Consider the following 19,836-nt stretch of genomic DNA (forward strand, 5'->3'; position numbering starts at 1 on the left):
CTAAAGGGCCTTGTTTGAAGGAGAATATACAGTCTGGACATGCTGTTGCAATTCATAAGTCTTGTTGGTGAGATCCGCATTCAATCCATCGCTTTGTATTTGGTAATCCTCACCTACAATGGTGACCGCTTGATCCGATGTCATTATTTTAGTCGTTAAGTCTATTTGAAGGAACTCTGTTGCAATAGTTTTTACGAATTCATCGTCACTCAGACTCCGAATGGTCACATTTCGTTCAAGTTGGATGCGATTATCATCATACAACGTGCCTTCTTCCGCCGTGACTTGCCATGGCGTCTCTTCATCTTCCATATATATGGTGTATTGGGGTTGCTTAAAGTAAACAAAACCTAGCTGCTCAAAGTGCTCCATTTGTTGCGCAAAAATACGATGGCTAAGTTTACCCGACTCATCATAGATTGCGCTGCGCAGGTTTTTGGCTTGATAGGTCGGTTTGTAGGCGTCTTCTTCATTGCCCACGGTGCTTACAGAATCCTCTTTCAACCACGTTGGAATATAAGTCGCTAACGCTAAAATAAACAATGCTGAAATACTGTAGCCTAGCCTATTCACACGCTAGCTCCAGTTATGTCATCAAGGTGGCCGTGAATTTGAAGAAGCACATCACAGACCTCACGCACAGCGCCAAAACCGCCTCTTGAAGAGGTTATCCAACGAGCTTGCTTCAATACTAAAGGATGCGCATCGGCGACTGCGATAGGAACAGCGCTCAATGCAAACAGACCTAAATCTGGCACATCATCACCAATGGCGGCAACCTGCTCTGGGGCTAATTGCGTCGATGTTAGAATGTCTTGTAAAGCTTGAGCCTTGTTTTCCTGCCCTTGAATAATAAAATTGGTGTTTAACGAGCGCATGCGTTGCTCTACGATTTTAGACTCACGCCCAGTTATAACAGCAGTTTTAATACCAATCCGCTGCAATGCTTTGAAACCAAATCCATCTCGGGTGTGAAAGGCCTTGAGCTCCTCGCCCTGATTCCCCAAGTAGATGCGCCCATCGGAAAACACACCGTCAATATCGCACACAAATAAGCGAACCTGACTTAGGGCCGTGTAGATATCTTGTGGTAATGCACCGTACAAGGTCTCAACGCTCTGCATTACAATACTCCGGCCATCAGGAGCATATGCATGTTGAATGCCCCAATCGGTTTACGGTCACCATCAACAGCAAACATTGCACTGATTTTATGCTGTTCCATTAAATTTAATGCATTTACTGCTAACGTGTCGGGAGTAACAGTAACTCCATTTTTGGTCATGACTTCACCGACCGGCGTAGTGTGAATATCAATACGGCTGTCTAAAATACGGCGTAAATCCCCATCGGTGAAGATACCCGCAAGTTTACCTTGTTGATCTTGCACTCCAGTCATCCCCAATCCTTTGCGCGAGATTTCTAGCAATGCGGTAGAAATGCTTTGCTCAGGATTTACCAACGGGAGTTGATTGCTAGCTAGCATTATATCACTGACTTTAAGCAATAGTTTACGACCTAAACTGCCCCCTGGGTGCGACAAGGCAAAATCATCAGACGTGAATCCTTTGGCATCGAGCAAAGCAACCGCAAGCGCATCGCCCATAACCAATGTGACTGTTGTACTGGTAGTGGGCGCAAGGCCTAATGAGCAAGCCTCTTCATTGACATGGATATCGAGCATCACATCGGCGTGTTTGGCGAGGTTACTTTCGCGACTATTGGTCATTGCGATGATTGGGATTTTCAAACGTTTTACCACGGGCAATATGCTTAACAATTCGGCCGATTCACCAGAATTAGAAATAGCCAAAAGCACATCATTAGTGCCTAACATACCCAAATCGCCGTGATTTGCCTCGCCTGGGTGCATAAAAAAGGCTGGTGTTCCTGTACTAGCAAGGGTAGCTGCTATCTTATGCCCGATATGGCCAGATTTTCCCATTCCACTAACCACAACTTTGCCAGTACAACCTAAACAGAGCTCACAAGCTTTGGCAAACTCGCCATTAATACGCTCTCCCAATGCGGTAAGCTCTCGCTGTTCAATCTCTACAACTCGTTTACCGGAGGCAATAAAATCTGTCATGGTTTATCCAAATAGTACCCATTGATAGGCAAAAAACGCAGCAACAAGAGAAAATGCTTCGTATCGATTAATCCGGCGTCGACCGCGCAAATCGAAACTATACACGATTAATAACACCGTGAGGCCCAACATTACGAAAATATCGCGCTCCGCTGCCTGAGCTTCAATGATACCCGGCGTGATCAAACCGGGCATAGCCAACACACCGAGTAAATTGAAGATGTTCGAACCCACGACATTACCCAATGCAAGATCATGTTCATTCTTCATCACACCGGCTATGCTCGCAGCTAGCTCGGGTAAACTAGTACCTAGCGCGATAACAGTTAGGCCGATTACCAATTCACTTACGCCCAGATAAGCGGCAATCTCAGTGGCTGATGCAATAATAAAATGCGCACTGGCAGGGAGTAACGTCATACCTAACAGTACCCATAACCACGCGTGCAGGTTGGGCACTCCTTTGGGGATTTCATCATCAGTTTCATGGTGTATCGGATCGTTCTTTTTGGTTGTTACTGACAAATAAGCCATTCCAAACAATACCAGAATCAACCCAATGGTTAGTGCAATACCCTCCGCTCTGCTTAGCGTTTGGTCATAAATAAACCAGGATGCAACAACACAAATAAGCAACAAAATCGGCATCTCTCGCTTCACAGTCAATGAACTAACCACAAGCGGTTTGATGAGGGCCGTGACTCCTAGAACCAGAGCGATATTGGTAATATTTGAGCCCAACGCATTTCCTACAGCCGTATTCCGATTGTCATTAAGCGAAGCGATGATTGAAACCACAATTTCTGGCGCAGAAGATCCCATGGCAACGATAGTAAGCCCAATCATCATTGGTGAAACACCACTGTTGCGAGCCAATGCTGAGGCCCCATAAACGAAACGATCGGCAGCCCAACTTAAGATTGCGATACCAATGATAAAAATGACTACACTACTCAGCATGAAGCACTGTCAGTTGCTTTTGAATTAATCGAATGATCGCAAAAATTTGCTGCACTGCCTAGTGTATACCGCTGACTTGGATTAATTTTTTTCAATCTTTCGCAACTCTATGCCACTTTCTGCGGTCTGTATGGGTATAATAGTAGGGATATGGCGCAGCTTTTATACAGGAAAAGAAGTGGCGCCAATTATGTTTCGAAATTTTCGGATATATGTTGTTACTTTTTAACTTTGCTCGAACAACTTGAAAACCGTTAAAATATCGCTACATAGTCGAATCTATCGACGAGCACTAATGGCGCCATTCATTCAAGGCAGGCATGGATAATTTAGTTTCAATCAACAATATGACTTTCAACCGTGGTAACCGGACGATTTATGATGGTATTTCGTTAGAGGTCCCGCGTGGCAAAATAACTGCGGTTATGGGGCCCAGCGGTATCGGCAAAACCACGCTGCTTAAGCTCATTGGTGGGCAATTAACCCCCGATGCCGGCACTGTCGAATTCGATGGTAAAAACGTACATAGCCTTTCGCGCTCCAAGTTATTTGAGTTACGTCGTGATATGAGTATGCTGTTTCAAAGTGGTGCGCTATTCACCAATATTTCAGTGTTCGACAATGTCGCATTTCCCTTGCGTGAGCACACTCAGTTATCCGAGTCAGTGATCGAAACCTTAGTTGCACTGAAACTGCAAGCCGTTGGGCTGAGAGGTGCTGCACATTTAATGCCGGCAGAATTGTCAGGCGGCATGGCGCGCCGAGCGGCGCTTGCGCGAGCCATCGCTCTGGACCCGAAATTAATCATGTTTGATGAACCCTTTGCTGGACAAGACCCTATTTCAATGGGTGTTTTGGTGAAGTTGATCCGCGCCCTCAACGACTCATTAGGCGTCACTAGTATCGTTGTTACTCATGATGTAACCGAGGTGCTTACCATTGCCGATTACGTCTACATATTGGCGGAACAGCGTATTATTGGCGAAGGCACACCCACCGAAATTAAACAAAGTGAGTCTGCGTTGGTACAGCAATTTTTACAAGGCAACGCCGATGGCCCTGTGCCATTTCATTTTAAAGCGCCAAGCCTAGAATCCCAATTGTTTGGGGAGCAAGCATGATAAATTGGATTGCCGATATCGGGCATAACACTTTAGCTAAGATAAGTGCTTCTGGCCGCGCCGGCTTGATGTTATTTGGTGCCATATTTGCGTTACCGCAATTTAAAAATATCCGCCTGACTATTCAACAAGTCTACGTGGTGGGCGTTCAGTCTCTGTTAATCATTATCGTGTCAGGCTTGTTCATCGGCATGGTCATGGCTTTACAGGGTTATACCATATTAGTGGATTATGGCGCGGAAGGCAGTCTCGGCCCTATGGTTGCACTGTCGTTACTACGCGAGTTAGGGCCGGTAGTAACAGCATTATTGTTCGCTGGACGCGCAGGTTCCGCGCTAACGGCAGAAATTGGCTTAATGAAGGCGACTGAACAATTAAGTAGTCTTGAGATGATGGCGGTTGACCCGCTGCGTCGAGTAGTCGCGCCCCGTTTTTGGGCCGGTGTCATTGCAATGCCGATGCTTGCCGTTATTTTCAGTGCTGTGGGGATATTGGGCGGCCATTTAGTTGGGGTCGATTGGCTAGGCGTTGATGCAGGAAGCTATTGGTCAATTATGCAAGCTACGGTCGAATGGCAAGCTGATGTTGTGAATGGCATTATCAAGAGTGTCGTATTTGCTTTAGTTGTTACCTGGATCGCCATTTTCAAAGGCTATGATGCGGTACCAACGTCTGAAGGTATCAGCAAAGCTACCACGGAAACCGTAGTATTTAGTTCTCTCGCCGTATTAGGCTTGGATTTTGTGTTAACAGCACTCATGTTTGGCATTGAGTAGGAGAAAAAATGACAACGCGCAAAACAGAATTACTGGTCGGAATGTTTGTCTTATTGACACTTGCCGCATTGTTATTGTTGGGGCTTAAAGTTGCCAATCAGGGAATGCAGGCAAATGGCGAAACTTATGTGCTAAAAGCCAAGTTTGATAATATTGGCGGATTGAAGGAGCGTTCCGCAGTTAAGGTTGGCGGAGTTACCGTGGGTCGCGTCGAGTCAATTAGTTTAGATGCAGACGATTTCACTCCTGTTGTAACGTTAACTATTAGTAAAGAATATAACAACTTCCCAGAAACCACTTCGGTAGCAATATTAACCTCAGGGCTTTTAGGCGAGCAGTATGTAGGGCTACAACCTGGATTTTCGTTTGGCGATATCGAAAACCTGAGTGACGGTGATTTCATCGAAGATACTAAATCAGCACTGGTACTCGAGGACCTTATTGGTCAGTTTCTTTTCAGCCGAGACAGTGAATAACAAATAACCTAGGAGTAATTATAGTGAAAAATTGGTTGATCGGGCTGCTCTCCGCGAGCATTTTATTCTCTGCCAGTGCCCTCGCCAACGTCGAAGCGACAGATCCCTACGCGATGGTAAAGGACGTAGCATCTAAAACCTTTGACCGGATCAAACGTGAACAACAGGACATTAAGCAAGATCCTGAAAAACTACGCAAGGTTATGGAAGAAGAATTACTGCCGTACATCGACTATAAATTTGCCGCGTTTATGGTGCTTGGTAAGCATTTTCGTTCCGTCCCCGAAGACAAGCTAGGTGAATATGTACAGGTCTTTCGCGAGTATTTGATCACCAGTTATGCGATTGCAATGGGTTATTATGATGATCAGGAGGTTTTATTTGAACCTTCTGGTGAATGGGACGACAAGAAGACAGTCACGGTTCGTGCATTAATCAAAGATGACGACAGACCGGACATAAAAGTCGCTTTCATGGTGCGCAAAAACAAAAAGTCTGACGAATGGCGGGCTTATGACATGGTGGCAGAGGGTATCAGTTTGATTTCCAGTAAGCGCAGTGAATTTGAGTCTATTTTGCGCCAAGATGGGATTGAGAAAGTTATCGCCATCATGCGCGACACTATCGAGAAACCGATCGTTTTACAGGCTAAAGAAAGTTAATTCATGACCCCCTACTCCATAGCTGTGCAAGGTGGCAACACCTTGCAAATTTCCGGTGATTTAACCATGTATACGCTGAATAAAGACTGGTGGCCGAGCGCCAGCAAAGAAACTTTATTGCAGCTGCAAAAGCAATCAACGATATACATAGCATTAGGAAACGTCACTCGTATTGATAGTGCCGGGCTTGCGTGGTTGTTGAATCTTATTCGTGATGCAAAAAACGCAGGTATTGCCGCGAAATTACAGGATCCCCCCAAAGAATTGCTAAATCTTGCAAAAATCAGCGACGCTTCCCCGCTTTTACCGTTAGAATAGCGCTTAAGTTATTAAGTTTGTAGAGATCGCATGACCAACGAAGAAATCGAACTTTTATTAAAAGAAGCACTCAACCTTTCTGAAGTCCACGTACAAAGTGAAGGTTCGCACATTAAAGTCATTGCCGTTGGAGATGTGTTTGACGAGCTTAGCCGCGTGAAAAAGCAACAATACGTGTATGCCCCGTTAAAAGAACTCATCGCTGACGGGACCTTACACGCCGTGACGATTAAAACCTTTAATACCCAACAATGGCAACGTGAACGTTTGTTCAATTTGCCCGGTTAGAATAGAGTTTCAATGGATAAATTGGTTATAAAAAAGAGCCCTCCACTCCACGGAGAGGTGGTTATTTCTGGTGCTAAAAATGCCGCACTGCCCCTGCTTATTACGTGTTTGTTAACGGATCATCCGTGTACATTCACCAATGTGCCAAACCTTCGCGATATTAACACCAGTCTGGCATTACTTGCTGAACTCGGTGTTAGCGTGGACCGCGCGACTGATAGCGTTAAACTCGATGCGAGCACGCTAAACTCCATCACCGCGTCATATGAGCTGGTGCGCACTATGCGTGCTTCCATACTAGTATTAGGCCCACTGTTAGCGAAACATGGAAAAGCAAATGTATCCCTACCCGGCGGTTGTGCAATTGGTGCGCGTCCGGTCAATCTGCATTTAGCCGGATTAGAGAAAATGGGCGCAAAAATCGCCGTAGAAGAGGGCTATATTCGCGCACACGTCGATGGCCGTTTGAAAGGCGCGCGTATTTTTATGGATATTGTTAGCGTCGGTGCCACAGAAAATCTGATGATGGCAGCTGCATTAGCCGATGGCGAGACCATTCTAGAGAACGCCGCCAGAGAGCCCGAAATTGTTGATCTAGCTGTTTGCCTAAATCGCATGGGCGCAAAGATCGAAGGCGCAGGTAGCGACAATATCCGTATTCAAGGGGTAGAAGCTTTACACGGCGGTACTCATCGAGTGTTACCCGATCGCATAGAAACCGGTACATTTTTAGTGGCTGCAGCAGCCAGTGGTGGCAAAGTACGCTGCACCAACGCGGCTCCAGAAACGCTTGATGCCGTCATCGATAAGCTTGAGCAAGCGGGAGCAACAATTACCACAGGGTCTGATTGGATTGAGCTGGATATGGCGGGCAAACACCCCAAAGCGGTCAATTTGAAGACCGCCCCTCACCCTGGCTTTCCGACCGATATGCAGGCGCAATTTGTCACCTTAAATTGCATTGCCGAAGGCACAGGGGTAATTACCGAGACTATCTTTGAAAACCGATTCATGCATGTACCAGAATTACATCGCATGGGGGCCGATATCGCACTTGAGGGCAATAGCGCAGTTTCTAAAGGGCGCTCTAATTTGCGGGGCGCGCCAGTAATGGCAACTGATCTTCGCGCCTCTGCAAGCCTTGTTATCGCAGGCTTACTGGCTGAAGGCGAAACCACAGTTAATCGTATTTATCATCTTGACCGCGGTTACGAGTCGATTGAAAAAAAGCTTAGTGGTTTAGGTGCCATCATTGAGCGCGTAGCAGAATAGCTACGCGCTATTAAGGTTATTTGGTGAGCAGCGCTGTCATCGCTTGATTAAAAATACGCAGCCATTTGACGCTGAATTGGCCTTTTGCTTGTCGATTAATGGCAATCACTGCATCCTTTTTTGAGAGCTGTTCTTTGCCGTTGTGCGCTCGCGAGTGGGTCATAGCATCGTAGGTGTCTAGTATTGCTAACAGTTTCGCGCCATCGCACATATCGGCTTCTTTGATTCCCAAGGGGTAGCCGCTGCCATCCACCCGCTCATGATGTTGCATTACAATTTTACGCGCTCCATCCCATAATTCTAAATGCTCAAGTAAACGCGAGCTCTTGTACACATGCGAGCGCATCAGGTTAAATTCTATTTCACTGTACTTTTCAGTCTTATGCAGCAACTTTAATGGCATAAAAGCCATTCCAAAATCGTGCACATAACAAGCGACTACCAATTGTTCCGGGTCGATTTGATTGCCTGACGCTTTATTCACGTAACTGGCTAGTTTGGCGATCCTGTCTCCCCGACCTTCCCAATAATCTGAGCGGCGCTCTATGGCTTTCATTAAATCCCTAAAAAACAAAATGTCTTTTTGCTTTTCAGAACTCAGATCTTTGGGGATCCCCGTATTGCCAAGGGTCTTACTCGCGTTAGGTGCCGCTCTTCCTTCACCTGCGTCTATGTCTAAGTCAAGGCTCGGATCCAACAACAACACGGCCTGGGCCAGCAATTTTTCATGTTCACTTTTGTTTTCGGGTTTGATCTTGCTGATGGCATCAACAAGTTGATTATGCAAGTCACCATCATAACTGGCCTTGCCCTGCTCCATGCATGATTCTACGAAGACCTTTACCCGGTCCATCGTAATCAAAACCAAATCACTCATGGTGCTAGTATAATCAATCTGACCTTTACGCAGATAATCGAGAAGATCTTCAACATGTTGCAACAATGGGATCATCGGCGAAAAGCTGACAAGCCCCAGATCGCCCTTTATGGTATGCACCGAACGGAACAACGCACGTTGCAGTTCATTGTCATTCGGACGTAATTCCAATTCAATTAGGGTTTGTTCGCTGGCCTCGTACAACTCTTGGATTTCTTCCATCAAGTCGCCCAGAATTTCGTCGTCCAGTTCTTCCGGCGTAAATACTTGCATTCTCGACATTTTCCTCGCGCTAGCGTCGTTAACAAAAATGTATCGACCATATTAATTTAACACTTTAGCACAGCTTTGCGGTGAACAAGCGAATTGCAGGTAGGAGGTGTCATATTAGGGCTTTAGATTTTGTCAGAGTGGCGTATACTTCCGCGCAAAAATCATTTGAGCGTACACGTGTTAGCTGTTCTTCGTTGTTTATTTATTTTTATTTATTTCATTGTGATCAACCTGCTATTGATCTTGGTGTGTTTAGTTCGTCCGTTTCATCGCAACAATGTTTACCTTGCTGGGCAGGTCTATGGTTCGGTTTCTCGCCTTATTGGGGTTAAAGTTAAGCTCCGTGTTGCACCTGAAATTAAGGCCAATCAGCCTTACGTATTTATTGCCAATCATCAAAACAGCTATGACATCTTCACCATTTGCAAAGCAGCCTTGCCTGGTGTTGTGACCGTCGGCAAAAAAAGTCTGAAATGGATCCCTATTTTTGGCCAATTATATTGGTTATCCGGCAATATCATGATCGACCGCAAAAACAGCGGTAAAGCGCGAGATACTCTCTCGCAGACCGCTGAAAAAATCCGCGAACGCAAGCTCTCAGTATGGTTCTTCCCTGAAGGGACACGATCCTATGGGCGCGGTCTCTTGCCGTTTAAGACAGGGGCATTTCGGCTAGCACAAGATACTCAAACCCCTTTGGCATTAGTTTGCGCAAGTAATACCCATCGCAATATAAAACTCAACCGCTGGGACAATGGCACCGTGCTGATTGACATCTTGCCGCCGCAGGTCATAGATGACTCACATAGCGCCAAAGCTTGGGCTGAAATTTGCCATCAGCAAATGCAAACGCATCTGCAAAAATTAACGGATGAGGTCGCCTTGCTGGACGCAAAAGAGTAAACTAGCGGTAAAACGTTCAGAGTGGTTGTGTATGGATATCGAACAAGAAAGACAAGAGTGGCATGCGTTTAATCAAGAAACGATTGATGCATTGCGTGAAGATGGCAGTCAAATGGACGCGACTTACACGGTTGAGCATCATTTTGCCTGTGCCGACTTCGACAAACTAGAAAAGGCTGCTGTTGACGTTTTTAAAGCAGGTTTTGAAGTATCTGACGCCGAAGAACTCGTGCTTGACGATGGTGGTACTATTTTTTGTTTTGACGCAGTGATTGAGCGCAAGCTTGAACGCACGATCCTCGATAAAGATACCGATAATTTGTTGAATATTGCCGACAAACACCAGGTTCATTATGATGGGTGGGGCACCTATTTCATAGGTGAAGAAGGTGCGGTAAACCATACGTTGAACGACTAATTAACGCTCTTCAGATGAATTAAATGGAAAAGCCAGGTAGATATCTACCTGGCTTTTTTTATTACCATTACCTGCATTTATACTTCCTGCTTCGAATAATTACTGGGTCAGAGTTCATTCAACTTTCAGTTTTTGTTCAGCTTACGCGGTGCACACTCTATTGCGTAAAGTAAAACCAGAGCAGGGAGTTCACCATGAGAACATATACGCTAGCCGCAATGAGTATACTAGCCACGCTGTTTACCAGTTCGTACGCCATTGCCCTAGACAGCGATATCGAAGTAAAAAGTCTTGAATTTCAATACGACCAGCCGTTTTCATCGCCACAGCGGATTGGCCCAAGCAATAAAATGGCAACCACCAACGCTGACGCAGCTACCAGTTGGGAGCTGAAGAATACCCAGTTGGCTGCCACTGATTGGCAGTCTAAACACCGCTCGGCAACTGGGTTTATCGACACAAATCCTGATTTTTGGATATACGATAGCTGGACAACCTTGTCGCATGACTTTGATTATGATGGCTATTATTCCAAGCTAACCGTTGAATTTGATGCTGATACCGTGTTTAGCCGTGCCTACGTATATGCTGTGATTTATCTCGGTGTTGATGGGATCTTTGATCCCATTCATACCACCTCAGTATTTGCCATTGACGGAGATTCCAGTACTGACAGCTTTGTTGTAGAGAGTGAATTGATCAGCGGCTTTCCCAGTAATGATTATGAGGTGCTAGTTGAACTTTACGACGCTGACTATGATGAGTTTGTCGCGTTTGCTGATGGTCTTGATGATGCAGACTTAACGTTTAACCCACTCGAAAGTGAGGACTATGAAGTTGTTACCGAAACTCGGGTAGTGATTGTTGATGAACATGGCGGCAGCTCTTCAGTGCTCTCACTGTTTGCTCTATTCGCTGGGATTTTTATGCGCGCTCTGTTAAAGCGGGAAACACACTAAAACAGAGCCGCAGGAGTGACGTTTGTCACTCCTTTTCGGTCGGGTCGGAGGCGTCAGTGTCTTCAATATCTATGCTGACACGTTCGACAAGTTTGACCCGACCATTTTTCACCAACGCGTCACGCAGTACAAACTCAATTTGTGCATTTAAACTGCGCAGATCATCATCGGCCCAGCGCTGCATAGCAGCTAAGACTTTTTCGTTGATGCGCAGTGGAAAGGCTTTTTTACTCATGAATACAGTGAACCTGTATTGACCACAGGTTGTGTACTCTTGTCTCCGCACAGTACCACCAATAGATTACTTACCATGGCGGCTTTTCGTTCCTCATCGAGTTCTACGACCTGCTTCTCACTGAGCTTGGTTAGCGCCATTTCAACCATACTCACCGCACCTTCCACGATCCGGCCTCGTGCTGCTATGATCGCCGCAGCCTGTTGGCGCTGAAGCATAGCACTAGCAATTTCCTGGGCGTACGCCAAGTGACTGATTCGAGCCTCATGTACCGTAATACCGGCTCGCCCTAGACGTTCCTGGATTTCTTCTGACAAACGATTGGCAATCTCAATGGGGTGACTGCGTAAGGAGATTTCAGCTTCTTCGTCATCCCGCGGATCATAAGGGTAACTGCTAGCTAAGTTACGCAATGCAGATTCACTTTGGATAGTGACATAACTCTCGTAATCATCAACTTCGAACACGGCTTCTGCAGTATCCGTTACTGACCATACCACAACGGTGGCAATCTCGATGGGGTTACCTTGGTTATCGTTGACCTTAATCTTGGCACTTTCAAAATTGCGAATACGCAAGGAAATGGACTTGCGCATAAACAGCGGAATGGTCCACCGTAATCCAGCCCGCTTTTCAGTCCCTACATACGCGCCAAAAAGCGTTAACACCTTGCCCTGATTCGGCTGCACCATAAAAAAGCCAGCAAACAGCAGTAACTCAATTACCAGCAATATTATTTTAACAACTTCACCGCCATTCAACGGCACTGTATTGCTCTGTACCCAAACGATCGTGCCTACGGTAACAGCAAGCAAGACCAATAAGCTTATATATCCATTAAATGATAAAGCTTTTTTTTCTGTAATCATGATCAACTCCAATTGATATCATTTTGATATCAAAATAAAGTCACAGACTGGAAATGTCAATATTTATGTAAAAATTGGACTTATTCAACAATCGATACCATAGTTTTAATTCGACTACTCGTATGTACCTTGGTAATAATGAAGTCTTCAGATGCAGTGACTAACACGGATCAAACAGGGCAAAACTCACGCCGTAAGTTTATTAAATCCGCTACATGTGCCGTAGCCAGTCTTGGGTTTAGTTCCAAGGTTTTTGCTATTGGTCAGCCCAAACCAACCATACGTGTGCTTGGTACCCACGTAACCTTACAAGAGGAGCTACGCAAGCAAGCACGTGAAGATTTGGGTATAGAGATTGAGTTTGAGCCCCGCGGTAGCGCTGCGGTTTTACAAAAAGCCTCTATGTTGCCGCAAAGCTTTGACCTCTACGAGCAATGGTCTAATAGCATTCAGTTGTTGTGGCGTACCGGTGCAATTCAACCCATCGAAAAAAGCCGCATCAGTTATTGGGATGAAATCAATCCTTTAACAAAAACCGGCAAGCTGACTCCGACCGCTAGAATAGGAGCTGGTGATGCCCCTTTTAAAATTGTCAACGTTGATAAGCTGGGGCAGTTAACCGCTGAGCAAACTGAATTAGCCAGCTTTTTACCCTATGTACACAACGTTGACAGTTTCGGCTATAACACTCAGAAAATTGCACAAGGTATTGCGTACGAAACTGAGAGTTGGGGCTGGCTGTTGGAGCCAAAATATCAGGGCAAAGTAGCTATCGTCAACGATCCCACTATTGGCTTGTTTGATCTTGCGCTAGCAGCACAAGCCAAAGGTCTGGTTCAATTTAACGACATTGGAAACATTAGTAATACGGAACTTGATGCACTTTTCGGTCATTTAATTGAGATGAAATTAGATGGCCATTTCTCAGGATTCTGGACCTCAGTACCTGAATCGGTAGAGTTTATGCGTTCTGACCGCGTGCGTATCGAAAGTATGTTCTCGCCAGCGGTCTCAGCACTTAACGGTCAAGGTATGTCTGTACGTTTTGCTGCCCCTAAGGAGGGCTATCGGGGTTGGCACGGAGTGATGTGTTTGTCTTCTGCAACCGAAGGTAGAGTCAAAGATGCCTGCTATGAATACATGAATTGGTGGCTTTCCGGCTGGCCGGGCGCTTTTATCGCTCGTCAAGGTTACTACATTTCGAATCCGCAGCGCTCAGCGAAATATCTCAGTACTGCAGAGTGGGATTATTGGTACGACGGCAAACCCGCATCTGAAGCACTTCGCGGAACCGATAATAAGGTCTCTGTACAAAAAGGTGATATTCGTACGGGCGGCAGCTACATGACTCGATTAAGCAATGTTGCAGTATGGAATACAGTTATGCCAAGCTACGAATACAGCCTGCAAAAGTGGTACGAATTAGTGAGTTCCTGATTACTCTATGAGCCGTTCTTGGTACCATTCTATCCGCTTTCGGGTGATTGCTATGCTCACCCTAGCGATGCTTTTATTGGCATTGCAAAATCTCATGTCTTTGCGCACCAAAACAACGATGACGAACAGTATTGAGCAAACTCAACGCTCATTGGCGGACGTAAGCACCGTTCTTCAACTCGAACGCGATGTCATTGACCTACAGCGCAATGTATTGATTTTCAAAGATTCGGCGAGCCTGACTGCAGTTTCTCGCTTTGATCGGCTGTTTCAGCAGATTTCTGAAAACGTTGGCATCTTGCGCACCTCACCATACTTTGTAGGCAATCAGGAAAACCTCAATCGCCTAGATCGCATGCAAGAACATTTACGCGACTATGAAACTAACTTTCGGCAAGTTATCGCTGCACGTGATAGGCGTACATCGCTCCTGAATGACCAAATCTACTCAAGCTTAACTAAGCTGCGTGATTTTCCGGCGCAAGAAACGGTGCCTGAAGATTCGTCCAATGCGCAGCTGGAGCTTCTGATTACGCTGCTTGAAAATCATATTCTCGCGTATTTAGAACGACCTGATTCCTCTCACATTCAAGGGTTTACTGCCACACTGGAACAACTTCAAGTTGCGACCAATGAATATCTCTCTCCTGTTGGCGCTATCAACTATTCTGTACAGTTAGACCAACTGCAAGACGGTTTTCTGTTACTCACGCAATTAACCAGCGGTAATCTTTTTCTCATAAACGTGGTTATGTCTGGCTCTGCGAATGAGTTTCTATATTTAACCAACGCGTTGGTAGAAGAGGTCACTGATTCTACTTTAGCAGCAACTGCGCTCAGTCAAACCAACTCAGCCAACGCCCGCCAGTTCAGCAATCTAATCGCGGGGACAGTGCTGTTTGTGATGCTGCTCATGATGATTTATCTGGTTACCCGGGTTATTTTACCTATCACCGAAATGACTAAAGTGTTTCGCAAGATTGCCGCGGGCGAACGTGATGTAACGATTCCTGCATTGACGCGCAAAGATGAAGTAGGTGAACTTGCATCGGCAGCCGATGTATTCAAGCTTAAAAGTGAGCAAGCGTTTGAGCTCTTACAAGATGCCACTGTATTAAACGAAGAGCTTTCCAAAGAGCGCAATCGGGCAGAACAAGCTACTGCATCAAAAAGTATCTTTTTAGCCAACATGAGCCATGAAATACGCACACCATTGAATGGCGTGATAGGTTTGTTGGATCTTGCGCGTAAAGAAGCGTTAACCGATAAGGTTGAGAACTATCTGTCTAAAGCCTCTTTCTCAAGTAACATTTTGATGAATGTTATCAATGACATCTTAGACTTCTCAAAAATTGAAGCCGGAAAGCTTGAGATTGAAACAACCAGTTTTTCATTGCATTCACTGTTTAACACCGTGGTTTCTATAGTGGGTCTACGCGCTAAAGAGAAGAATTTACCCGTCGTTTTTGTTGCTGATCCCGATATGCCGCCGCAGTGTTTAGGCGACCCTATGAGGATCTCACAAATATTACTTAATTTGTGCAGTAATGCGGTCAAATTTACCCATAAAGGGCAAGTTACTATCACACTCACGCATACCATGAATGCAGCCGGAAACGGAATGCAATTAAAGTTTCTCGTTGAAGATACTGGTGTTGGTATGACTAACCAGCAATTAGCTAATATTTTTAATCCCTTTACTCAAGCTGATAGCGCAACAACACGACAGTTCGGAGGAACCGGATTAGGACTTTCTATAGTAAAACAGTTAACCGAGCTTATGGGTGGTAAAGTGTTCACCTGCTCAGAGCTAGGCAAAGGCAGTAGCTTTTGCGTTAGCCTTCCTTTGCGCACCTTTAAAAATCAAAAAGGGCTATTTGACCTGAACTGTTGTGCCACACTACCCAGCATTATTTTCCAGAATACGCCGGTAATTCCGCCCCAGTATGCACAAAATGCCTGCATAGATATTGCTATACACTCGTTAGACTCGCTGGAAGACAAATCATCTCTCTTGGCCAATAAAAATGTGTTATTGGGTATAAATCGCGAGGAAGAACTAGACGCGAGTTTGAATCGCTTGTTAAAACTAAATAGTAACTATACTGCAATTGGTCTTGTTACCCGCTTCCCTCTGAGCTCGGGAAGCCGGCAACGATTAAGGTCATTAAACGCAACCTATCTCTATCATCCCTTCACGCCGTTGCAGTGGCAGAGCTTTGTATGTTCACTGAATAATCTACCTGCGCCGAATTTGGAAGCGAAGCCAAGCGAAATAACCACTGAACTTAGCGGGCATGTTTTGCTGGTGGAAGACAATACTATCAATCAAGTCGTAGCGGGCGAAATGTTGTCGCAAATGGGGGTTACTCACGACATTGCTGAAGACGGCGAACAAGCAGTCTTAAAAGTTAAAAACAAACCTACCTATGATGCAGTGCTGATGGATATACAAATGCCAGTGATGGATGGCTATGCAGCAACACAACAACTGCGCCAAGAGGGTTTCGACCATCTCCCAATCATTGGCTTATCTGCAAACGCTATGCGCGAAGATTTTGCTCGCGCCAAAGAAGCTGGAATGAATGACTATCTGACTAAACCTATCAAAAGCCAAGCGTTATACGACAAACTCAAAGAATACCTCGTCGAAAAAGACCCGGCCAAAACGAGTTGACCGGGTTTCCACTCTATAGCTCTTGAATGGTTTTCTGTTGCTCTTGCAGTTTATGTAACTGCTGACTTGCTTCAGCCAGTTTCTGCTGCTCTTTTTCGATAACCGCGGCTGGTGCCTTGCTGACAAAGTTCTCGTTACTGAGTTTACCCTGCGTGCGCTGAACATCCTTTTCGATTTTTTCTACCGCCTTGGCAATACGCGCAAGCTCAGCCTCTTTATCTATCAGGCCTGCCATTGGGATCAAGACTTCCATCTCGCCCACAATCGCACTCGCTGAGGCTGGTGCAGTCTCATTAATGCCGAGTACTTTTATCGACTCTAACTTAGCCATTCGAGTGAGATAAAGCTCGAGCTCCTCAGCTCGTTGTTGGTCGAGTTCACTAGCGTTACGAAGTATTACACTCAATGGTTTATTGGGGGAAATGTCCATTTCACCACGAATGTTACGGATCCCAACAATAACTTTCTTTAACCACTCGATGTCAGCCAAGACTTTCTCATCAATGCCTGACTCTGGTGGTTGGGGAAATCCTTGCACCATAATACTGGCAGGTTGTTTTCCTGCATGACCCGTAAGAACTGCGACACGTTGCCAGATACTCTCTGTGATAAATGGCATCATGGGATGCAATAAACGCATTAACTGTTCTAACACATTGACTAATGTGTGACGCGTGCCACGTTTTTGAGCTGCCGAGCTTTCTTCACTGTTTAACACTGGTTTGGTGAGTTCTAGGTACCAATCACAGAATTGATTCCAAGTGAATTCATACAAAGCTTGCGCTGCAATATCGAAACGGTATTGGCCGAGCGCTTGCTCAAAATCAGCAACGGTTTGATAAAAACGCGCCCAAATCCAGCGATCCGCCATGCTTAATTCAAGCTCGTCTGCGCTGGCTTCTTTGCCAGTATCTTCAGTTTCGGTGTTCATCAATACGAAACGTGAAGCATTCCAAATCTTATTGCAGAAATTGCGATAGCCCTCGACACGGCCCATATCGAAATTAATGTCACGACTGGTCGATGCCATAGCTGCGAAAGTAAAGCGCAAAGCGTCGGTACCATAGCTCGCTATTCCTTCAGGGAATTGCTTTTCTGTGCGCTTGGCTATCTTGGCTGCTTTTTGCGGTTGCATCATGCCACCTGTGCGTTTGGCAACTAACGCATCAAGGCTTATCCCATCAATCAAGTCGATTGGGTCAAGTACATTGCCTTTTGACTTAGACATTTTATCACCCTGCTCATCACGGATCAGACCGGTGATATAGATGTCTTTGAAAGGGATCTTTCCAGTGAACTTCTTGGTCATCATGATCATGCGTGCGACCCAGAAGAAGATAATATCAAAACCAGTCACGAGCACTGAGCTAGGTACAAAGGTATCTAGTTCTGGCGTTTTCTCTGGCCATCCCATGGTCGCAAATGGCCACAATGCTGAAGAAAACCAAGTATCTAATACATCATCGTCCTGACGTAAAACCACATCATCGGCTAATCCATGCTGAGCGCGTACGGCGGCTTCATCTTCGCCAACATAATACTGCCCTGCGTCATCATACCAAGCAGGAATTCGATGACCCCACCATAACTGACGCGAGATACACCAGTCCTGAATATTATGCATCCACTGATAATAGGTCTTGTTCCAGTTCTCAGGCACAAAACGAATTTCACCTGACTCAACAGCTTCTATCGCTGGCTTTGCCAACGATTCAACGGCCACATACCATTGATCGGTTAAGTAAGGTTCGATGACGGCACCGGAGCGATCCCCACGCGGTACTTTCAGCGTATGCGGTTCAATTTTAACTAAAACACCAGCGGCGTCTAAGTCGGCAACAATCTTTTCGCGGGCATCAAAACGATCTAATCCTTGATAAACAGCAGGTACCTGATCATTCAGCTTTGCATCGTCAGTTAGGATATTGATCATCGCTAACTGGTGACGCTTACCCATGTCGTAATCATTGAAATCGTGCGCCGGAGTGATTTTGACGCATCCAGTTCCAAACTCCTGGTCAACATAATCATCAGCGATGACCGGAATTAAACGTCCGGTCAATGGTAATTTTATTTCCTTACCGACAAAACCTTTATAACGCTCATCGTCAGGGTGGACCGCAACTGCAGTGTCTCCGAGCATAGTTTCAGGGCGCGTCGTAGCAACCACCAACTCACCGCTACCATCTGCTAATGGATAGCGCATGTGCCACATAGAGCCGGATTCTTCTTCGTTCAATACCTCTAAGTCCGAGACAGCGGTATGCAGCACAGGATCCCAGTTAACCAAACGTTTACCACGATAGATAAGGCCTTCGTTATAGAGATCCACGAAAACCTTAGTCACCGCCTTGGAGAGATTCTCATCCATGGTAAAAACTTCGCGGTCCCAATCTGTGGACGTGCCCAAGCGGCGCATTTGCTGACTAATGGTACCGCCAGACTCAGCTTTCCATTCCCAGACCTTCTCAATGAATGCGTCACGACCTAAATCATGACGGCTCAGACCTTGCGCATCGAGCTGCCGTTCAACCACCATTTGGGTAGCAATACCGGCGTGGTCAGTACCGCACTGCCACAAGGTATTGTCCCCCTTCATACGATGATAACGGGTCAAGGTGTCCATAATGGTGTGCTGGAACGCATGCCCCATGTGCAGACTGCCGGTTACATTCGGAGGCGGTAGCAAAATACAGTAAGGCTCACCACTACCCGATGGTTTGAAATAACCATTTTGTTCCCAATCGGCATAGCAGGTTTGCTCGATGGCACTGGGGTTAAAGGTCTTATCCATTATTACTCTCTTTTGAAATTTGCTTAAACTGCATTGTGCAACCGGCGGCTTGATACGCTTTATACTTTTCCCGCGCAGCCTGTTTAGCTGCATCATCGGTCGGCACAAATTCAATAATATGTTGTGTCGTGCGCGGCAGGTTTAGTTGTTCTGACGATAGATTAATCATCACTGTTTTCGCCTCACTCACCGGTGGCCATAGTAGCGTTACAGGTGCGCCTGAGGATGGCCCCTCGCCACGCAGATTGTGGGCGATAAATGCATCATTCGGCTGTTGCCACAAATGCTCATCCCAATGTTCAGCTTGAGACTTAGTGTCGCAGATCAATGCAACTGGCTTGCGGGCACGATAAAAACCCACAATCAACGGCGTCACTGCGGCCGTTATATCGGCATCGTCGAGCTGGTAAAACGTGACATCTATCGGCATGG

The 19,836-nt window shown here is 45.8% G+C and carries 21 protein-coding genes; 12 read left to right on the top strand and 9 right to left on the bottom strand.

Annotation, left to right across the window (positions count from 1 at the left end; genetic code table 11):
• From lptC to CSH92_RS05840, 4 genes are read right to left on the bottom strand one after another with little or no spacing between them, the layout of a single operon-like run.
• Entirely contained in the window at window positions 1–573 is a 573-nt protein-coding gene (lptC, locus tag CSH92_RS05825; RefSeq protein WP_100656668.1) for an LPS export ABC transporter periplasmic protein LptC, read from the bottom strand.
• Complete coding sequence (gene kdsC, locus CSH92_RS05830) at window positions 570–1,124, bottom strand: 3-deoxy-manno-octulosonate-8-phosphatase KdsC (protein ID WP_100656669.1); 555 nt, start codon at window positions 1,122–1,124, stop codon at window positions 570–572. The genes lptC and kdsC overlap by 4 nt, the downstream gene beginning before the upstream one ends.
• Window positions 1,124–2,089, bottom strand: coding sequence for a KpsF/GutQ family sugar-phosphate isomerase (locus tag CSH92_RS05835; RefSeq protein WP_100656670.1), 966 nt, complete (start codon window positions 2,087–2,089; stop codon window positions 1,124–1,126). Before CSH92_RS05835 ends, kdsC begins: the two co-directional genes overlap by 1 nt.
• A 3-nt stretch (window positions 2,090–2,092) precedes the next feature.
• Window positions 2,093–3,049 (bottom strand): calcium/sodium antiporter, encoded by a 957-nt coding sequence (locus CSH92_RS05840; protein ID WP_100656671.1) that lies wholly within the window; start codon window positions 3,047–3,049, stop codon window positions 2,093–2,095.
• Between the two features lie 320 nt (window positions 3,050–3,369).
• Between CSH92_RS05840 and CSH92_RS05845 the strand changes: the two genes are divergently transcribed.
• The 7 genes from CSH92_RS05845 to murA are packed head-to-tail and all read left to right on the top strand — an operon-like array spanning window position 3,370 to window position 7,962.
• The gene (locus tag CSH92_RS05845; RefSeq protein ID WP_100656672.1) at window positions 3,370–4,170 is read left to right on the top strand and encodes an ATP-binding cassette domain-containing protein; all 801 of its coding nucleotides are present in this window, start codon (window positions 3,370–3,372) and stop codon (window positions 4,168–4,170) included.
• Complete coding sequence (gene mlaE, locus CSH92_RS05850) at window positions 4,167–4,946, top strand: lipid asymmetry maintenance ABC transporter permease subunit MlaE (protein WP_420807493.1); 780 nt, start codon at window positions 4,167–4,169, stop codon at window positions 4,944–4,946. The genes CSH92_RS05845 and mlaE overlap by 4 nt, the downstream gene beginning before the upstream one ends.
• Window positions 4,947–4,954: 8 nt before the next feature.
• Window positions 4,955–5,422 (top strand): outer membrane lipid asymmetry maintenance protein MlaD, encoded by a 468-nt coding sequence (mlaD, locus tag CSH92_RS05855; RefSeq protein WP_100656673.1) that lies wholly within the window; start codon window positions 4,955–4,957, stop codon window positions 5,420–5,422.
• A gap of 44 nt (window positions 5,423–5,466) precedes the next feature.
• The gene (locus CSH92_RS05860) at window positions 5,467–6,084 is read left to right on the top strand and encodes an MlaC/ttg2D family ABC transporter substrate-binding protein (protein ID WP_240612751.1); all 618 of its coding nucleotides are present in this window, start codon (window positions 5,467–5,469) and stop codon (window positions 6,082–6,084) included.
• A 3-nt stretch (window positions 6,085–6,087) separates the two neighbouring features.
• On the top strand, window positions 6,088–6,402 hold the full coding sequence (locus CSH92_RS05865; RefSeq protein WP_100656674.1) for an STAS domain-containing protein: 315 nt from the start codon (window positions 6,088–6,090) through the stop codon (window positions 6,400–6,402).
• Between the two features lie 30 nt (window positions 6,403–6,432).
• Window positions 6,433–6,690 (top strand): BolA family protein, encoded by a 258-nt coding sequence (locus tag CSH92_RS05870; RefSeq protein WP_100656675.1) that lies wholly within the window; start codon window positions 6,433–6,435, stop codon window positions 6,688–6,690.
• Between the two features lie 12 nt (window positions 6,691–6,702).
• A complete protein-coding gene (gene murA, locus CSH92_RS05875; protein WP_100656676.1) occupies window positions 6,703–7,962 on the top strand; it encodes a UDP-N-acetylglucosamine 1-carboxyvinyltransferase in 1,260 nt (419 codons plus the stop codon).
• 16 nt (window positions 7,963–7,978) lie between these two features.
• On the opposite strand, the gene CSH92_RS05880 is transcribed toward murA, so the two are convergent.
• Window positions 7,979–9,112: an HD domain-containing phosphohydrolase gene (locus CSH92_RS05880; RefSeq protein WP_100656677.1), complete on the bottom strand. Its 1,134-nt coding sequence runs from the start codon at window positions 9,110–9,112 to the stop codon at window positions 7,979–7,981.
• Window positions 9,113–9,289: 177 nt separating this feature from the next.
• Between CSH92_RS05880 and CSH92_RS05885 the strand changes: the two genes are divergently transcribed.
• The 3 genes from CSH92_RS05885 to CSH92_RS05895 all read left to right on the top strand — a co-directional run bounded on the left by CSH92_RS05885 (window position 9,290) and on the right by CSH92_RS05895 (window position 11,392).
• Window positions 9,290–10,015 (top strand): 1-acylglycerol-3-phosphate O-acyltransferase, encoded by a 726-nt coding sequence (locus CSH92_RS05885; protein ID WP_100656741.1) that lies wholly within the window; start codon window positions 9,290–9,292, stop codon window positions 10,013–10,015.
• 31 nt (window positions 10,016–10,046) lie between these two features.
• Window positions 10,047–10,433: a ribonuclease E inhibitor RraB gene (gene rraB / locus CSH92_RS05890; protein ID WP_100656678.1), complete on the top strand. Its 387-nt coding sequence runs from the start codon at window positions 10,047–10,049 to the stop codon at window positions 10,431–10,433.
• A gap of 194 nt (window positions 10,434–10,627) precedes the next feature.
• Window positions 10,628–11,392, top strand: coding sequence for a choice-of-anchor H family protein (locus CSH92_RS05895; protein WP_124916928.1), 765 nt, complete (start codon window positions 10,628–10,630; stop codon window positions 11,390–11,392).
• A gap of 25 nt (window positions 11,393–11,417) precedes the next feature.
• Here CSH92_RS05895 and CSH92_RS05900 read toward each other — a convergent pair whose 3' ends face one another.
• Both CSH92_RS05900 and CSH92_RS05905 read right to left on the bottom strand, forming a co-directional pair.
• The gene (locus CSH92_RS05900; protein ID WP_100656680.1) at window positions 11,418–11,627 is read right to left on the bottom strand and encodes a type II toxin-antitoxin system antitoxin; all 210 of its coding nucleotides are present in this window, start codon (window positions 11,625–11,627) and stop codon (window positions 11,418–11,420) included.
• Window positions 11,624–12,496, bottom strand: a complete 873-nt coding sequence (locus CSH92_RS05905) for an SPFH domain-containing protein (RefSeq protein WP_100656681.1) — start codon at window positions 12,494–12,496, stop codon at window positions 11,624–11,626. Before CSH92_RS05905 ends, CSH92_RS05900 begins: the two co-directional genes overlap by 4 nt.
• Window positions 12,497–12,634: 138 nt before the next feature.
• Between CSH92_RS05905 and CSH92_RS05910 the strand changes: the two genes are divergently transcribed.
• Both CSH92_RS05910 and CSH92_RS05915 read left to right on the top strand, forming a co-directional pair.
• On the top strand, window positions 12,635–13,933 hold the full coding sequence (locus CSH92_RS05910) for an ABC transporter substrate-binding protein (RefSeq protein ID WP_100656682.1): 1,299 nt from the start codon (window positions 12,635–12,637) through the stop codon (window positions 13,931–13,933).
• A 7-nt stretch (window positions 13,934–13,940) separates the two neighbouring features.
• Window positions 13,941–16,610: an ATP-binding protein gene (locus CSH92_RS05915; RefSeq protein WP_100656683.1), complete on the top strand. Its 2,670-nt coding sequence runs from the start codon at window positions 13,941–13,943 to the stop codon at window positions 16,608–16,610.
• Window positions 16,611–16,623: 13 nt separating this feature from the next.
• Here the strand turns inward: CSH92_RS05915 and CSH92_RS05920 are convergent, their stop codons facing one another.
• Both CSH92_RS05920 and CSH92_RS05925 read right to left on the bottom strand, forming a co-directional pair.
• Window positions 16,624–19,404: a valine--tRNA ligase gene (locus tag CSH92_RS05920; protein ID WP_100656684.1), complete on the bottom strand. Its 2,781-nt coding sequence runs from the start codon at window positions 19,402–19,404 to the stop codon at window positions 16,624–16,626.
• Window positions 19,397–19,834: a DNA polymerase III subunit chi gene (locus tag CSH92_RS05925; protein WP_100656685.1), complete on the bottom strand. Its 438-nt coding sequence runs from the start codon at window positions 19,832–19,834 to the stop codon at window positions 19,397–19,399. Before CSH92_RS05925 ends, CSH92_RS05920 begins: the two co-directional genes overlap by 8 nt.
• Window positions 19,835–19,836: the final 2 nt, after the last annotated feature.

Source organism: Neoalteromonas flava (assembly GCF_002807685.1).
GTDB classification, from domain to species: Bacteria; Pseudomonadota; Gammaproteobacteria; order Enterobacterales; family Alteromonadaceae; genus Alteromonas_E; species Alteromonas_E flava.

Excerpts from the sequence above, each read along its gene's own strand:
- kdsC (WP_100656669.1), bottom strand. The coding sequence starts at position 1,124 with ATGCAGAGCGTTGAGACCTTGTACGGTGCATTACCACAAGATATCTAC.
- CSH92_RS05835 (WP_100656670.1), bottom strand. The coding sequence starts at position 2,089 with ATGACAGATTTTATTGCCTCCGGTAAACGAGTTGTAGAGATTGAACAG.
- CSH92_RS05840 (WP_100656671.1), bottom strand. The coding sequence starts at position 3,049 with ATGCTGAGTAGTGTAGTCATTTTTATCATTGGTATCGCAATCTTAAGT.
- CSH92_RS05845 (WP_100656672.1), top strand. The coding sequence starts at position 3,370 with ATGGATAATTTAGTTTCAATCAACAATATGACTTTCAACCGTGGTAAC.
- mlaE (WP_420807493.1), top strand. The coding sequence starts at position 4,167 with ATGATAAATTGGATTGCCGATATCGGGCATAACACTTTAGCTAAGATA.
- mlaD (WP_100656673.1), top strand. The coding sequence starts at position 4,955 with ATGACAACGCGCAAAACAGAATTACTGGTCGGAATGTTTGTCTTATTG.
- CSH92_RS05865 (WP_100656674.1), top strand. The coding sequence starts at position 6,088 with ATGACCCCCTACTCCATAGCTGTGCAAGGTGGCAACACCTTGCAAATT.
- CSH92_RS05870 (WP_100656675.1), top strand. The coding sequence starts at position 6,433 with ATGACCAACGAAGAAATCGAACTTTTATTAAAAGAAGCACTCAACCTT.
- murA (WP_100656676.1), top strand. The coding sequence starts at position 6,703 with ATGGATAAATTGGTTATAAAAAAGAGCCCTCCACTCCACGGAGAGGTG.
- CSH92_RS05880 (WP_100656677.1), bottom strand. The coding sequence starts at position 9,112 with ATGCAAGTATTTACGCCGGAAGAACTGGACGACGAAATTCTGGGCGAC.
- rraB (WP_100656678.1), top strand. The coding sequence starts at position 10,047 with ATGGATATCGAACAAGAAAGACAAGAGTGGCATGCGTTTAATCAAGAA.
- CSH92_RS05895 (WP_124916928.1), top strand. The coding sequence starts at position 10,628 with ATGAGAACATATACGCTAGCCGCAATGAGTATACTAGCCACGCTGTTT.
- CSH92_RS05900 (WP_100656680.1), bottom strand. The coding sequence starts at position 11,627 with ATGAGTAAAAAAGCCTTTCCACTGCGCATCAACGAAAAAGTCTTAGCT.
- CSH92_RS05905 (WP_100656681.1), bottom strand. The coding sequence starts at position 12,496 with ATGATTACAGAAAAAAAAGCTTTATCATTTAATGGATATATAAGCTTA.
- CSH92_RS05910 (WP_100656682.1), top strand. The coding sequence starts at position 12,635 with ATGAAGTCTTCAGATGCAGTGACTAACACGGATCAAACAGGGCAAAAC.
- CSH92_RS05915 (WP_100656683.1), top strand. The coding sequence starts at position 13,941 with ATGAGCCGTTCTTGGTACCATTCTATCCGCTTTCGGGTGATTGCTATG.
- CSH92_RS05920 (WP_100656684.1), bottom strand. The coding sequence starts at position 19,404 with ATGGATAAGACCTTTAACCCCAGTGCCATCGAGCAAACCTGCTATGCC.
- CSH92_RS05925 (WP_100656685.1), bottom strand. The coding sequence starts at position 19,834 with ATGCCGATAGATGTCACGTTTTACCAGCTCGACGATGCCGATATAACG.